This is a genomic window from Marinomonas gallaica (genome assembly GCF_001639745.1).
In the GTDB taxonomy this organism is placed as follows: Bacteria; Pseudomonadota; Gammaproteobacteria; order Pseudomonadales; family Marinomonadaceae; genus Marinomonas; species Marinomonas gallaica.
Genome location: NZ_LTAX01000004.1, coordinates 116,364 through 132,050, shown reverse-complemented (window position 1 = coordinate 132,050; position 15,687 = coordinate 116,364). Strand labels below are relative to the sequence as shown.

Annotated in this window: 16 protein-coding genes; all 16 read right to left on the bottom strand. The window is 42.8% G+C overall.

Annotated elements, in window-relative coordinates; translation table 11 throughout:
- Positions 1–5: 5 nt before the first annotated feature.
- The 16 genes from AYW76_RS06210 to flgK all read right to left on the bottom strand — a co-directional run bounded on the left by AYW76_RS06210 (position 6) and on the right by flgK (position 15,576).
- Positions 6–764, bottom strand: coding sequence for an SDR family NAD(P)-dependent oxidoreductase (locus tag AYW76_RS06210; protein WP_067217198.1), 759 nt, complete (start codon positions 762–764; stop codon positions 6–8).
- A gap of 22 nt (positions 765–786) precedes the next feature.
- Positions 787–1,026 carry an acyl carrier protein gene (locus AYW76_RS06205; protein ID WP_067217196.1) on the bottom strand — a complete coding sequence of 80 codons (240 nt, stop codon included), beginning with the start codon at positions 1,024–1,026 and terminating at the stop codon, positions 787–789.
- A 29-nt stretch (positions 1,027–1,055) separates the two neighbouring features.
- A complete protein-coding gene (locus AYW76_RS06200) occupies positions 1,056–1,586 on the bottom strand; it encodes a GNAT family N-acetyltransferase (protein ID WP_067217194.1) in 531 nt (176 codons plus the stop codon).
- Between the two features lie 17 nt (positions 1,587–1,603).
- A complete protein-coding gene (gene pseG, locus AYW76_RS06195; protein WP_067217192.1) occupies positions 1,604–2,599 on the bottom strand; it encodes a UDP-2,4-diacetamido-2,4,6-trideoxy-beta-L-altropyranose hydrolase in 996 nt (331 codons plus the stop codon).
- Positions 2,581–3,597, bottom strand: a complete 1,017-nt coding sequence (gene pseI, locus AYW76_RS06190; protein WP_231872561.1) for a pseudaminic acid synthase — start codon at positions 3,595–3,597, stop codon at positions 2,581–2,583. The genes pseG and pseI overlap by 19 nt, the downstream gene beginning before the upstream one ends.
- 4 nt (positions 3,598–3,601) lie before the next feature.
- Positions 3,602–5,710, bottom strand: a complete 2,109-nt coding sequence (locus AYW76_RS06185; protein WP_067217188.1) for a 6-hydroxymethylpterin diphosphokinase MptE-like protein — start codon at positions 5,708–5,710, stop codon at positions 3,602–3,604.
- Positions 5,700–6,008, bottom strand: a complete 309-nt coding sequence (locus tag AYW76_RS06180) for a hypothetical protein (protein WP_067217185.1) — start codon at positions 6,006–6,008, stop codon at positions 5,700–5,702. Before AYW76_RS06180 ends, AYW76_RS06185 begins: the two co-directional genes overlap by 11 nt.
- Complete coding sequence (fliS, locus tag AYW76_RS06175) at positions 6,008–6,442, bottom strand: flagellar export chaperone FliS (RefSeq protein ID WP_067031106.1); 435 nt, start codon at positions 6,440–6,442, stop codon at positions 6,008–6,010. Before fliS ends, AYW76_RS06180 begins: the two co-directional genes overlap by 1 nt.
- A 14-nt stretch (positions 6,443–6,456) precedes the next feature.
- Positions 6,457–7,848, bottom strand: coding sequence for a flagellar filament capping protein FliD (gene fliD / locus AYW76_RS06170; protein ID WP_067217182.1), 1,392 nt, complete (start codon positions 7,846–7,848; stop codon positions 6,457–6,459).
- Between the two features lie 30 nt (positions 7,849–7,878).
- Positions 7,879–8,316, bottom strand: a complete 438-nt coding sequence (locus AYW76_RS06165; protein ID WP_067217181.1) for a flagellar protein FlaG — start codon at positions 8,314–8,316, stop codon at positions 7,879–7,881.
- A 65-nt stretch (positions 8,317–8,381) separates the two neighbouring features.
- Positions 8,382–9,263 carry a flagellin N-terminal helical domain-containing protein gene (locus AYW76_RS06160; RefSeq protein ID WP_067217179.1) on the bottom strand — a complete coding sequence of 294 codons (882 nt, stop codon included), beginning with the start codon at positions 9,261–9,263 and terminating at the stop codon, positions 8,382–8,384.
- A 109-nt stretch (positions 9,264–9,372) separates the two neighbouring features.
- On the bottom strand, positions 9,373–9,621 hold the full coding sequence (locus AYW76_RS06155) for a hypothetical protein (RefSeq protein WP_156489037.1): 249 nt from the start codon (positions 9,619–9,621) through the stop codon (positions 9,373–9,375).
- 125 nt (positions 9,622–9,746) lie between these two features.
- Positions 9,747–10,631 (bottom strand): flagellin N-terminal helical domain-containing protein, encoded by an 885-nt coding sequence (locus AYW76_RS06150; protein ID WP_067031121.1) that lies wholly within the window; start codon positions 10,629–10,631, stop codon positions 9,747–9,749.
- A gap of 205 nt (positions 10,632–10,836) precedes the next feature.
- Positions 10,837–12,345: an HD-GYP domain-containing protein gene (locus tag AYW76_RS06145; protein WP_067217174.1), complete on the bottom strand. Its 1,509-nt coding sequence runs from the start codon at positions 12,343–12,345 to the stop codon at positions 10,837–10,839.
- Between the two features lie 17 nt (positions 12,346–12,362).
- On the bottom strand, positions 12,363–13,592 hold the full coding sequence (gene flgL / locus AYW76_RS06140) for a flagellar hook-associated protein FlgL (protein WP_067217171.1): 1,230 nt from the start codon (positions 13,590–13,592) through the stop codon (positions 12,363–12,365).
- Positions 13,593–13,599: 7 nt separating this feature from the next.
- Positions 13,600–15,576 (bottom strand): flagellar hook-associated protein FlgK, encoded by a 1,977-nt coding sequence (flgK, locus tag AYW76_RS06135; protein WP_067217169.1) that lies wholly within the window; start codon positions 15,574–15,576, stop codon positions 13,600–13,602.
- Positions 15,577–15,687 lie beyond the last annotated feature (111 nt).

The window sequence follows — 15,687 nt, the reverse complement described above, 5'->3', positions numbered from 1 at the left end:
AGTCCTTAGGGCAACTTCAAGCCGCCATCTACTGAGAGAGTCTGACCTGTCATAAAGCCCGCTTGATCGCTGAGTAAAAAAGCCAAGACCTTAGCAACATCTTCTGGCTGACCTAGGCGTTTTAGTACCGTCGATTGTGCAATCTCGTTACGTTTTTCATCACTTAATTCAGCGATTAGAGGCGTATCAATCACACCCGGTGCAACGGCATTCACGCGAATACCATATTGGCCTAGTTCTTTGGCGAGGGATCTAGCCATCCCCTCAATCGCTGCTTTTGCAGACGAGTAGGCCACCTGTCCAATACTGCCCTGCTGAGCCACCACAGAGGACAGTAAAGTAATCGCCCCCTGCTGCTCTCGCATCATCAGTTTTGAAGACCATTGACTGAGCAAAAAAGCCCCAGTGACATGCTCGTTCAGCATCTTCTGTAGCGCTGAGACATTAGTGAAATGAAACGGTTGAGTAATCATAGAACCGGCACAATGGGCCAATCCATACAGATTCAGGTGATGGTCACGCAGGTAACTGTTCAGCGTTTTAAATGCCATTTTTAAGGCCGTTTCATCGGTCACATCAAAGGGTAACGCGACGCCACCAATCGACTCCGCTACCGCTTTGCAGCTCGCTTCGCTACGACTGTTTACTATAACCAAGTAATCCTGTGCAGCGAGCGTTTGCGCCAAGGCCAGACCAATACCACTGGTGGCCCCAGTGATCAGTACCGCTTTATGTTTTTGCTGTGTCTGGCTCGTTTGGCTCATAACTTACCTTGTGAATCCGTCTTTAAAAGACAACATCGTGCTTTGCCAAAATGTCCTTGGCAATTTTTACTGAACTCATTTCGATGATGTCATCCATATCCAGCATGACATCGAACTCTTTTTCTAACGCCGCTACCAAAACCATATGCGCGACGGAATCCCATTGAGGAATAGTGTTGTATTCTAATGCATCCACCACTTGGCTGGCCTCGATATTTAGGCTTGTTGCAAAGGTTGCGACCAAACGCTCGTTGTTTGTCATATTTGTCTATGCCTACTATTCAAACTGTTTTAAACAAAACGAGACAACAGCGGATATAAACGCTCTCTCGCTTGCTCAAAATCTTGCTGTGTTTTGCTGAGAAAGACCCAGCTTTCATTTTGTTCTACCATACGATAACCAAGGCTTTCATTAAACCGCAGTGCCGCCTGATTGTGCGGCGCCACTTGTGCACTTATACGGGTAATCGGCAGTTGTTCAAAACACCATTCGCTTAAGCCAACCCCTACACAAATGGCGAGCATACTACCACGGTATTTTTCATGGCCTATGTATAACCCAGTGCTTGCACTGTCTGGCTCATCTAATGATGCATTCGCATAACCAATCAATTGATCACGAAACCATAAGGCAAAGTGATAGCGATTCGTTTGTGTAGGTAAACGCTCAAACCATGCCAACTGTTGCTCGACAGAGATTTCGCTCTGATCAACCATCATCAAGCGAATATCGTCACGATTGCGCCACTGGCGTAATTGCTCAATATCGTTATGTTCAATGGCTCGAAACTCAATTTGGTAGCGCTTAAATATCACTGTCATAGTGCTCCAGCAAGGTTTCATTCTTTTATCAAACGAGACGCCAACACGGCTTCAACCACACGTTGCGCGCCTTGTCCGTCAATACAGCGTTCAGCTAACTGAATGCATTCTGCTAAATCGCTTTGCCAAGTTCTTATCACATTATCTACCACTTGATCGATCAAAACCTGTCGTTCATTTGGTAAGCAATCAACAAAATTTGTGGCCGAGCACCAACCTAATAAAGTATGCTCATCAAGTGCATTTTTTTGGTTATCTGCCACTTGAATAAAATGTGTTGGTACCCCCATACAAGCCAGCTCGAACAAGGTGCCGCCTGCTGCTGAAATGGCATAACGACTACGCGCCATCAGCTCAGATACTTGGTTTACACCAATCTGGCATTCCATATGATGTTGTCGGCAATAATCCTGTATTTCTTTAGCATTCTGTACGCCTGAGCCTACCATAATCAGCAGAAATTCAGTAGGAAAGCCTTTTTCAAACAAGGACTTAATAAAAGGTAATGTCAATTCAAGCGGGTCAGTACCACCAAAAGTGAGCAACAGTTTTTGCCGCCCTATTGGATTTACTGCTCGATACTTAGAAAATTGTGGTCGCAGTAGAGCATACTGCCCCCCAGTTAAAGGAAACTGAACTGTTTCTGAGTATCGCAAAGAGAGAGGGTTTAGTAGCCAGCGACAGTTAAAATCACCGCGATTGTTGTTATCGTCTAATACTAGAAGATTAGGATTAAGCTGAAATAATGCATTAATCGCGGCTGCATCATAACCATAATGGTCCAGCACTAAGATATCTGCTTGGTGGGCCAATTCATGCCACTCTGACTCAGACCCAAAAACAAAGTCACCCTCCTTAGAAAAGTCAGCGCATGAGGCATGCACGACAAAGCAAACCTCAGCACCTTGCTCAGAGAAAGCCTCAGCAAGCACTTCACTGCGTACACGATGCCCCATACCGATATGTACGGAAGCATCGGCGCGAATGACTACGTTTAGTCGAGAATATCCCATGATAATGGCTGGCCTAACTGAACATCAGCACTTAACGTGCGACCAATGACTTCATTCCAGTGCTTTGGCGCCAAACCCAATGAAGGTCGAATGATTTTAATATGCTCGGGGCGAAGCAAAGTGCCTGCCGGCAGGTCTTGGGCAATATAAATCGATCGTCGGTATTTTTTGGCTTTTTGTTCTGCATCCGAACCACCGTACATAATAGAGCCAATGGCCGTATAAGCTTGATGACAAGCCTCCACCAACGCCGCCATTTCACCGGGTTCCATAGAAAACTCGGCATCTACGCCGCCTGCAGAACGATCTAACACAAAGTGCTTTTCAATGACTGTCGCCCCAAACGCAATCGAAGCAACAGACGCCCCAATACCACGAGTATGATCTGACAACCCTACTCGACAATCAAAGCGCTTCGCTAAATCTGGAATCGTCGCTAAGTTGGAGTCTGCCATATTGGCAGGATAGGTACTGGTACATTTTAATAATACTAACTCGGCATCACTGATATGTCGGAAAGCCGCAACGGCCTCTTCGATTTCTTCGAGAGAAGCCATGCCAGTAGACATAATCGTCGGCTTACCGGTCACAGCAATCTTTTGAATCAAAGGAATATCAGTTAGCTCAAACGAGGCTACTTTGTAAAGAGGTACATTCAGACTTTCAAGAAACTCAACCGCCGACGCATCAAACGGGGAACTAAAGGCTACTAGGCCAAGCGATTTAGCGTACTCAAACAACGGCTGATGCCATTCCCAAGGCGTGCAAGCTTTGCCGTACAAATCATATAGGTTTTGCCCTTGCCACAGGCTATCCGCCTCACCAATCATGAACTCTTCGTTACGCACATTCAGTGTCATGGTATCTGCGGTATAGGTTTGCAGCTTTATCGCATCCACGCCTGCTTCCGCGGCCGCTTTAATCATAGCCTTGGCTGTATCAAAATCTTGGTCGTGATTGCCAGATAGCTCGGCAATGATAAAAGGACTGTTAAGCATTACATTAACCATTATAATAATTTTTTAAATGTTCGTTACCTTCGTCTATCGTATCTGCTGCTTTCTCAAGCATGGATGGCATTTCATCTAAAAACTCTTGCCATATAGAAAAAATAGCTTCTGCTGCACTTACCGAGCTAACTTCATCTTCAATACTGTATAGCGCAGAGAGCATGTAAAACGCGGCATACGTAAAGGACCCTTTCATCAAATCATAGATATAACGATGTTGAGTGGCTTTTAGGAAATAAATAGAGCGGTGACAACGCCATAGCATCTGACACACTTCTTCTCTCGATTTGTATTGAGACTCCCAAGACGTATAAAGCGATTTTATGACCTTTAGACAATCCGACATATGCAGAGATTCATTTGCTGTTTTGGATCGAATACTGTCAGGCTCACGTATCGTCCGAATATCGAAGAGAGTTTTCATCAATACATCACGATCTATTTCTTCGTCAAGTATGAGCACATCATCAATATCAAGCGCTTTAGCACCTTCAATTTTGGCCCCATCTGAAAGATTAAAGCAGCTAAAATTTTTACGTTTATTTAGAGTTTTCAGAAGGCTGCCTAGCTGTACTCTAGACAGATTCATCTCATTAGTAGAATATATTAAATCTCCAAAATTACCTATCAACTTTAACAGTCCACGCCTATTTTTAAATGACTGAAAACCTGTTTCTTTACCATCTTTGTAATAACCACTGTGCTTAGAATGATGAGAGCCACTGTCTTTATAGCCGTTATCCACCCCAGCAAAGTAGAGGTTATTAAAACCAAATAAAGAACAATAGGATAAAGCTAAGTTCGCTACAAAGGGTCCAGAGTTATTCATATTTGCATAATGATAACCAACATTTGCCACTTCGGTTCCGATCAAGGTTGCAATGGCTTCTCCTGGTTTCCCTCCCATCACGACCTTATCAAAGTATTGATAAAAGCTAGGATGCATCACATCAACGGTCAAGCCAACAATATCTTTTAAGTAATCTGAATTTAAAAACTCAAATTTATCCACCGTTTGCTTCATACGCTCAACATCGACCTGAAAGTCCGGCTTAATTCCTACTCGATTTAACGTATTAATGGTTGAACCACAACAAATAACAATAATACTCTCACGGTGCTCTTTTATTAGATCAATTACATTATCCAGCGACGGGCCATTACCAACAATAAACACAGGTGTATCTTGAATCCATCTAGGTAAGTCTTTTTTGTTCTCTACGGGAACAGCAGCAATTCTTCGATTAGTTTGAGGAACAAGACCTTGTGCAATCCCCATTAACGCGTCATCAAAAAAGCCCCACCCCATTGCTTGTCTAGGGAAGGTTTCGGCAAACTCATTCATAGCTTTTAAATTCAGTTCACTTCTATGAGCAGTATATAGATATGTTTTGGGTGCCCAGAAATATCCATTTTCTTCAAGTTGAATAAGGTACTTATCTAAAAGATTTTCTGGTTCAACACCAATTAAAAAGTTTAAGGTGTGCCCATCCGCATTAAACTTATCAAAGATAGAGATCCAATCAATTGAGAATAAAGAATAATAGAAAAAGTCAGAATTTCTTTCGTATATGTAAAGATGTTTTACCGTAATCGAGTCCAAAAGCACTTCTAGCTGATAACCTAACTCTAAACCAAACATTAGCATAGCAGGAACATAAGCAGGAGTTTCTAATAACTCTTGATTTTTTTCCTGCTCCGAGTGCAGAATTTCACTCATTTTATTACAGTATTGAACATGCTTAGAAAAGTGGGCCTGATTTCTAGCTATCGTTAGGCTGCTAGTCTTTGGCTTTTTTAAATAGTTCGAAACACGTTCACGTGCAAGCTCTTTGGGGTTTGAGTTGAATATTGAACACCCTGCTTCTTTATCAATCAGGTTAAGGTCGCCACTTTCTTCTAGATAGACATACTTATTAGTAGGCGTATAATCTTTGAAATTCTCATATATATGAGGCATGACTTTTTCAAAATGCGACATATTAGCAATGTAACGCTCTGAGAACTCTAGATCTTTAGCTTTTAGCCGTTCAACACCTTTTTGATAAAACTCCAAAAAATCGCTACCCACCTTTAGAGTTTTGGAAATTTCATCCTGCACTGTTTTGCACACCTTTGTATTGCCTTACTTTTTTCTTGGCTGAACTTCGACCTTTTAACTCTTCAAGTGTCTCTTCTCGAATAGCTTTAATAGAGAGCATCACATCATAATGAGTTTGGGAAAATGATACGAACGCTTGCTTTTCGTCATCGTTCATAATAGAAACGTCTAGAGCATGAATAAAATCATGCTTTGCATTCAGTACATCCTGCAGCTCTTCAAAACTTTGCGCCGACGATAAGGCTTTGAGCTGAGTTTCTAGTAAAGTCAACTCTACAAGAAGCGATGATTCTGGCATCACGCCGTCCCAAGTCGCTGCTCTGCTTGCATGGCATAAGCCTCTTGCTTAGCCGCTTCACCGATTTGATCCCAAGCCGACTTTATCTCAAGCATCAGACGAATCACTTCATCTATTTTACTAGTGTCCATTTTTAAACTGGCTTGATGAATTAAACCAATCATATAATCGTATAAAGCATCTAGGTTATCGACTAATTCAGGGTTCGCATCACGATCTAACGAGTCTCTCAAAGCATTAATAATTTCCACAACACGCGTAAGGGTTGTCGATTTTGCCTCAAGATCACGTCGCTCAATAAAGCCTTTACTCAAAGACAATCGCTCTAAAGCACCTTGCATCAAAAGCTGTATCACTCGATGCGGGTCAGCTCCAGCAAGGTCGGCTTTTAATGAGCCTTTTTTATACGCATTAATAGCTTTATTTCCGTACATAAACACCTCTATACCTAGCTATTATTTAAGTTGCTTAGCTGCGTGATTAAATAGTTGCCATTTGACGACATGCTGGCAAGTAGGCCATCCAACGTCGTAAACTTGTCACGCAATTGTTGCTCGTAAAGATCCATCCGATACTCATAATTTTCTAGCTGGTCTTTGGTTTTATCAACCGAATCTTGAGAAGAAGTGCTCATGTCTTTCAACAAGCCACCTGAGCCAGTGAAGTTACTCAAATAGTCTTCCATGATACTGGCCAAACCGTTCTCAGCAGAGAACAACGTCGCCACATCATCGTAGCTTTCATCCATCGCTTCATCAAATTTCGTCGTATCTAATGACAAAAAGCTGTTGTCATCCATTTCTATGCCAAGATCAAATATAGAGCTTAGAGCACCAGAATCAGAAAATGTCGTCATCAAATCAGCGTTCAAGGAAGACTCTAATCCACGAATAAGACTACTACCATTCAATACTGCGCCTGTCGCGGTATAGGAATCAAATTTTGTCAGCAACGCATTGTAGGACTCAATGAAGCTTTCTAAAGTCTCTTTGACTGTATTGGTATCAAAATCTACCGTTGTCTTTGCCGTTTCTGGATTACCTGTACCATCGTCTTGAGACTTAGCAAGTGCCTTAATCGTCAAGCCTGAGACAGCCCCTTCGAATGTGTTGCTGGTACTGTTAATGGTAATACCGTCGACTTCAATAATTGCATCAAGCGCTTCAGAACCCGCCGCAATACTCAGGCCTGCAGGACCTGCTCCAGTCGCAACAGACGACAAACTGTCTAGGGAAGCATCTGTATTACTCACTGCTAGGTCATTGCCTGTACCCGTTACATCTGAGTTCAGGGTTAAATAGACATCGCCATTGCCATTATCAACAAGGTTTGCCGACACACCAAAATTATCAGATGCATCGTTAATTTGTTCACGCAGTTCGGAAAGGGTTGTATCAGCTGCCACGTTAATCGTAAATGTTTCGCTGCCAGCCGTAAATGTCATGTCACCACCTACAGCGGTAACAACATCGTCAGGTGTAGAAAATGAGCCTGCCGCAGAGACACTACGTGACCCCTGTGCAAGTTGCGAAACAGAGATATTATAAGAACCGTTTGAAGAGCTACTGTCCGATGTTACAGAAACGATATCGCCTGATTCAGGCTGAGTAGTGGTTGCTGTACGCCCAGTAAAAAGAGATTCATCACTTAGCTTTTCAACAGCGTCTTCAAAAGACTCTAGTGCGGATTTGATGGTTCCGTAAGCGGACACTTCAGCTTGGAAGTCTTTGACTTTATCATTGTATGCAGCCACTTTTGTATCGCGCTGGACACTGACCATATTCTTAACGAGTGACTCTAAATCTAACCCAGAACCCACCCCTAGTGATGTGACTGACATAACCCCTCTCTTTCAGCTTATACAGCTGACTCACACTTGACTGTTTACTAAATTACCCTTTAGATCATTTAGCTCACCAAAAATACCATCGAGTCGTTTTGACATTTCTAAAAATTCTTCTGTAGGGATCTGCCTGACCAAATCACCTGTCTCTTGATCAATCACTTTGACTACGTTGTTCTCACCGTCTTCAGTTTTCTCAAAAGATAAACCAACACTTAGCTGTCGCATTTTGACATTGATGTCCTCAACATCTTGCGTATCAACAAACGGCTTATTGGACTCACTGTTAGCAAAACCATTGCCAGAATTTTTTGGATCTGAGCTAGTACTTGTATCGGCTGCCTCATTAACAACTTTAGCTTCTTTTTGGCGGGACACTATGAGTTCTTGATCAAGTATTTGAGCAGATTGGTTACTCTGAAAGCCCCCAAATGAAGCCTTAGATAAATCAGAAGGAATAGACATGGATATTCTCCCAAATAAAAAAGCTGGAGTGACACCCCAGCTTTTCAGACATCACTCTATTGAACTTAGCCTAATAATGATAGCGCAGTTTGAGGACGTTGGTTAGCCTGAGCCAGAATAGATGAGCTTGCTTGTTGCAAAATCTGTGCGCTGGTCAATGCAGCAGTTTCTGTTGCGAAATCTGTATCACGAATACGTGAACGTGCAGCGGAAACGTTTTCAGATATGTTGCTCAAGTTACTAATCGTTGAACTGAAACGGTTTTGCACCGCACCCAACTCAGCACGCTTAGAGTCAACCGTTGCAATCATAGTATCCAAAATCGCAACCATACTTTGCGCATTGGCTGCTGTTGAAACAGATATAGTATCTTTTGAAACTTGTGTAGTAGCTTGATCAGATAGTCCAGACACTGTCATCCCGCCGTTTCCAGCAAAATCAACAGAGTTAGCCGCACCGCCATTTGCTAATGAGAAACTAATCGTTTGGTTAGCATCCGCACCCACTTGGAAGGTACCAGTGTAAGTACCATCTAATAGGTTTTGTCCACCGAATGTTGTATCTGATGCAACTCGGTTGATCTCTTCAGACAAGGCAGTCACTTCTTGCTGCAACGCCACACGGTCTTTATCTGTGTTAGATCCGTTTGCAGATTGCAGTGCTAACGTACGCATACGCTGAAGCATGTTAGTGGTTTCGTCCATCGCGCCTTCTGCTGTTTGCGCCAAAGAGATACCGTCGTTTGCATTTCGAACCGCTTGATTCAAACCATTCACCTGAGAAGTCAAACGGTTTGAGATTTGAAGACCTGCTGCATCATCTGCTGCGCTGTTGATACGCATACCAGAAGATAAACGTTGGTAAGCAGTATCAAGCTGATTACCGGTTTTCATCATCTGATTCTGAGCGTTCAGGGAAGATGTATTAGTATTTACATATAAAGCCATAATAGCCTCCTAGTTTCGCCATTTAGGCCTGCCGCCAAGCAGAACCTTTAATCGGTGGAGTGATCGCCAAATCAACTAACACCTTAAACCTCTTGTAGTCGTTAACGGCTTACTCGAACATAGCTTTAGCTTTTTTTTGAATTTTTTTTCCGCTTTCGGCAAAAAAAATCCTACTCCACGGCAAACTATTGATCTTTATATCTTTTTCAGTCTTAACTAAATTATAAAAAAGCACGTATTTAACACACTTCTTCCTTCCATTTAATACCTTTTTACTTGGCACGCCCTTTGCTCTATAAATACCGGAAGCTCGCCAAGCTTCCATAAAAAAAGCCAAGTGCGCTAACACTTGGCTCAAAAATCACTTCTAGGAGAAAGAAGCGAAACGTTTCGAATACCTTCGCCAAAACCTCTTACCTCCGGTATTCGAAATTTGCTTCATATCACGAGCGGCCTGATCAGCCGCTCTTTTTTTAACTATTATTAGCCTCCAAGTAAAGACAAGGCGGTTTGTGGACGCTGATTAGCCTGCGCTAGGATAGTAGAGCTTGCTTGCTGTAAGATCTGAGCACTGGTCAATGCGGCGGTCTCTGTTGCGAAATCTGTATCACGAATTCGTGAACGGGCTGCCGATACGTTTTCTGATATATTGCTTAGGTTACTAATTGTTGAACTAAATCGGTTTTGAACCGCACCGAGCTCTGCTCGTTTAGAGTCTACCGCGGCAATCATGGTATCCAAGATCGCAATCATACTTTGTGCATTAACCGCAGAAGAAATCGATGCGCTGTCTTTAGTGACTTGTACTGAAGCCTGATCTGACAAACCAGACATAGTCATACCGCCGTTACCAGCGAAGTCGATAGAACCCGCCGCACCACCTGCAGCCAGAGAGAAACTAATTGTTTGGTTGGAGTCTGCACCCACTTGGAATGTACCGGTATAAGTACCATCTAGAAGGTTTTGCCCACCAAATGTTGTTGTATCCGCAACACGGTTGATCTCTTCTGATAATTGACTCATTTCTTGCTGAAGCGCTACACGGTCTTTATCTGTGTTAGAGCCGTTAGCAGACTGAATAGCTAGCGTACGCATACGCTGTAGCATATTGGTCGTTTCATCCAATGCACCCTCTGCTGTTTGCGCAAGAGAGATACCATCGTTTGCATTTCGAACCGCCTGGTTCAGACCGTTAACCTGCGATGTCAAACGGTTAGAAATTTGAAGACCTGCTGCATCATCCGCTGCACTGTTAATTCGAAGACCAGAGGACAAACGCTGATAAGCAGTATCAAGCTGGTTACCCGTTTTCATCATCTGGTTCTGAGCATTCAAAGAAGATGTATTAGTATTTACATATAAAGCCATGATTAAGTTCTCCTAGAAACGTAATTTTTAACTGCAACCATTTGATTTAATTAGTTATTTGGCTGCATCTTGCATACTTTTGTTATCGTCACTCTTGAAAAAACCTTTAACTCTTTTTTTGATTTTTTTTTAGTTTTAATAAACGATTAAAATATGCGTTGCTGTCACTACATTTACGGTCAGAAAAACAAAACCTTTAGAAAAATTAGCCAATATGATCAATAAAACGTAAACCGTAAGATGAAGGAGATACTGTTCTTGCAATAAGAACATCTTCTCCCTTATCAATAGGTAAATCTGTTGGAGGAATAAATGTCTTTGAGGTCAAGCTATACACCTGCCTTATCAATGATGGCTCAAGCGCATTGTTTAGGGTTAAAACAAAAGCTAAACGCCCATTACTTAGCTCGACGCAGGAGCCTACAGGCACACTTCCAAGGCTATTCACAAAGATAGACATAAGCTTTGGATCAAACGCTAAACCTGATTCGATCTGTATTTTATCCAGCGCTTCAACGGGTGTCAGTGCTTGACGGTGAGACTGCTCAGATGTCAAAGAATCATAGGCATCAACAATAGCGCCAATTTTGCCATACACTGATATTTCATGATCGATTTTACCTTGAGGATAACCTGAGCCATCCATACGCTCATGGTGCTCCCACAGCATCTGATAAATCACTTTAGGAACATTATCATTAGAGTTTAGTAACACCTCACCAAAGTTTAAATGCCTACGAACCAGCTGAAACTCCGCTTCAGTGAGTTTGCCTGTTTTTTTGGTAATGAGTTCAGGTAGCTTGAAGCGCCCCAAATCGAACAGCAGAGCGCCTAGTGTCATCACGTGAACAAAACGTTCGTCTAGCTGCAGAGCCCTGCCCATATGGCACGCTAAAATAGCACAGGCAACGCCATGCTGAGCAATATAGTCATCTGTATCTTGTATATGTCGCACTGCAAGCAATGCATTAGGATTACGCTCATAAGAGAGATTCAGCTTATGACAGTACTTATGAAAAGCATCCAAGTCTAATTGCCGTCCTGCAAAGACAGCTTTAACTTGCTTAGTAATGAGTTCCACACCTTGCGACATCAAACCTAAGGCAGTTTGGACCTCCTTCGCAAACGTTACGGGCTCTATAACAGGCTTCGCAAGCGCTTGAGATTGCTCTACTGCATTAGTGGAAGGTAAAGATAGCGCTGACTCAAAAGGCTCAAGTGAATCCACTTTCCCTTCTTTATAACTCAACACGTAATCTCGCGTATTATCATTAAGCAGTTGTCGAAAGTATTGATAAAGGCTGTGTTTTTTTGAGAGAAGCTCGCGAGGCAACTTTGAAAATTGTGCCCCCTCCAAACGACGAACACCTACAACAGATTTTCCAAAAGCCAAAGAGAAGCATAATAAAATCAACTTGTCTTCGGCCTCATAACGGCGCTCATACTCAGTAATGGCAGTGGGTTGCTCGTAAAAGGATGGATCGTGTGGGAGCATGCGATTTTCTAAGGCGCCCTTTAACCCTGAAAGAGCCACCTGACGAATAGCAATACTGACTATATGATGTTTTTCACCATGCTTTTCAATCAAATTACCAACACGAGCAGTACCTAGCACTTGGCTATGTAGACCTAACGTATCGACCAATTCAAACGCATTAAAATAACCAAAATCGATATTTACGCCAAACAAGCTTAAAACATCGAACGTTGCCATGGTATTTCCCTAGACCATTACAGTGAGTTAAACAATGATAAGGAGCTAATACGCTGGAACAATAACTGGGATGCTTCCAAAGCCGTCTTGCTAAGCTCAAGCTCAGTCGTTGCCTTGTAAACGTTTAGCCCACCAATGTTCTCTTGAGCAATTTGATTAAAAGTTTTCTTAGACGTACTGTACTCTGTTCGGTTGTCAATCGTGTTGATACGCGAACCAACAGATGACGAAGCGGTGGCAATATTTGACTGGGTATTCTCAATACTCGTGAATGCGTTTAAGCGCGCCTCATTCTTTTGTTGAGGCGTTAAATTTGGATCGCGCAACGCATCAATAGCCGATTGAACTTGGTTTATGACGTTGTCACGTGTAGGCTGATCCAAGCTAAAATTCACCGTACTGCCGACGGCACCTGTTAACGTGAACTCCATGCCATTAAATGTAACAGGCTCACCTGATACAAAATCACCTGATGCAAGAACGTTACCGGAACTGTCTTGAAATGAAAACTGATCCGGAGCACCTGCTGTCGTAGTGAGCGTAAAGTCATTGGGAGACGGTACAACACCTAGTGACGGATTCACATACTGACTGTTGATAAAATCATCGTAGGCGCCTTGATCTTCAACTCGATAGGAAAGCGATGCCGTTCCAGCGGAGGAAGCAGCAGAAAACGTATTTCGCGTCCAAGCGTCTTGAAAGACTTTCTTACCCGAATCATTTGTCGCGACAGAAACATTATCACCAATTTGAGCGTTTTTTTGCGCCTCATTGCCAGCATATTGAAAGGCACCACTAGCGTCTTTTACAAAAGCAGGCGAATTAGCATTTGTCCCAGCAAAAATGTATTTACCATTTGAATCTTGGGAATTCATCAAATCTGCCGCGGAAGCCAGCAAGTTTTCCATTTCACCTGCCAAGGTATCCAAATCAACCTGGGAATTAGCACCATTATTACTTTGGATCATTCGCTTATTGATTTCATCTAGTGTGCTATTCAAGCTCTCAAGTGCTACCGACTCATACTCCAAAGCATTGGTAGCCAAGGTCATATTCTTTTCGTATTGCTCCAGTAACTTTGTATCAGCGCCATAGCGCAACAACTGCCCTGCGCCATTAGGATCATCACTTGGGCGAACAATATCCGATTGCTCGGCAATTTTTTCCTGAACCTTTAAGTAGCGCTCATTTGCCTTCGACATAGACAGTTCAGATTGATTAAAAATCAGGTTTGTAGTAACTCGCATAATTTACCTACCTCAGCGCACTAATAAGCGTTGAAAATGTACTTTGGGCGGCCGTCAACACCTGAGCAGAAGCCGTATAGGACTGCTGGAATCGTATTAAATTGACAGCTTCTTCATCTAAACTCACTGCTGATACTTGATCTCGTGCCGCAACCGATTGATTCATGACCACTTCACTCGAGCTGGAGTTCGTTTTTAGCGAAGCAGTTAAACTACCTACTTCTGTGACTAACGACGAAAAAGCAGCTGAATAAGATCGCGTTCCACCAACTGTCGACTCATTCTGCAAGTTAGCTAATATTAAGCCATTAAAGTTATCTGACTCGCCATCTGCATTAAAGCCGATTGAAAAGCTATCGCCTGGTTTGGGAGGGCCGTCTAGATTGATATCAAATCCTGCTCCCGCTGCTAACCCTAATTCCTCTAAAATATCAGTATAGTCGGTCAATGTTTGAGGGCCAGCAAGGATGTTCGCTGGAGCATTACCATCGTATACGGTCACATCACCGTTGGCGTCAAATGACAGTGATTGAGGCGCATAATTATATAGACCACCACTTTGAGTAAAAGCCGAAGCAGATGGATCAGTACTCGTAATAGACGAAATACTAATCGATGCTTCGGATAAATTCTGATCACCGCGGGATACGGAAATTGGTGCCGCCAAAGCAAAATCATCGCCACTACGAGCGCTTAAACGCAGTGATGACGCCGCACTTTTCGTTGGCACAAATTGGAATCGATCATCTGACGAATAATTCGCAGGCGAGTTAATTTGAATATCTACACCAAATTCCGGAACCGTAAAATAATCACCTGACGCTGCAGCAGAAATATCAATTGCGCCTGACTCTCTTGAAATACGGCCTTGATCGTCGTAGGTGACCACCTTAAATTCCGTAGGAGAATTCATTACCACTTCATAAGTGTCCGTCGTGATCTCACTCGAAGCACCTGGCGTGACTCGAACTGCAATATTAGCCGAAGCATCATTATTATTTGGGTTGTTTACAGTGTTGATCGGGTCCGTTGAAAACAAGTTAATGCCGTATTCACCATTGAAATCTAGGCCTAACTGGTTTTGCTGATTCATTGTGTCAGTTAACACTAACGCTTGCTGACCCAACATACGTTCAGCGGTGGTAACAAATTCATTTCTAAAAGCTATTAACCCCCCCATAGAACCGCCAAGCTCATCAGTGGGAATATTGACTTCGTAACGACCAAAGCTTAACTCGATTCCTATTGGTGCATCAGGATTCTTGGGATTGCTCGTTAACGCTAGTTCATTATTACCATCTTGCAGAACCAAAGGCTGCCCAGAGCTCAAATTCACTGTCATCAGCTTATTGTCATCGTATTTTACTTTCACGTCGAGAAAACTAGAGAGCTCTTTAACCAGCTGCTCCTGCTGATCACGTAACTCATTCGCTGAGTTTTGTGTCGTCGACTCAAGTTTAAATATTTGCTTATTTAACGATGCAATTTGCTCGGTAATATTATTGATGCTATCGACATTCGTAGAAATCTCATCGCTCGCCAACTCGCGCTGGTTAGATACATAACCTGACAATTCGTTGTACTGAGCAACCATTTCACGGAAACTAGAATATGCATGAGCTCGGGAAGCACTATCGGTTGGATCACTGTTTGCTTTCTGCAAAGAGCTAAAGGCATTGTCTAAGTAGCTACTAATCGAGACACTTTCCTCTCCCACAATGGAGTCAAATGACGACATCATTGAATGGTAGCTCTCATAATAACTATGGTTAGAAGTATCACTCCACACTTGCTGGTTAAGGTACTGATTCACAATCCGATCGGTATTTTGAACCAGCACTCCGCCACCGGAGCGACTGACCGTCGCGGTATTTTGACGACTGTATCCTTCCGTATCCACGTTTGCGGTGTTTTGACCTGTCGTCGTAATACGTGCTGTACTCGACTGCAAACCGGACAAACCAATGGAATATAGACTAGACATGCTATCAACCTCTTAGATACAAAAACGCGAGTGCGTATACTTCTATATCGACAGTTGATGCAATTACTTTACCAGAATTGAATTTAATCTAAAAATAAACCAAACGCTCTA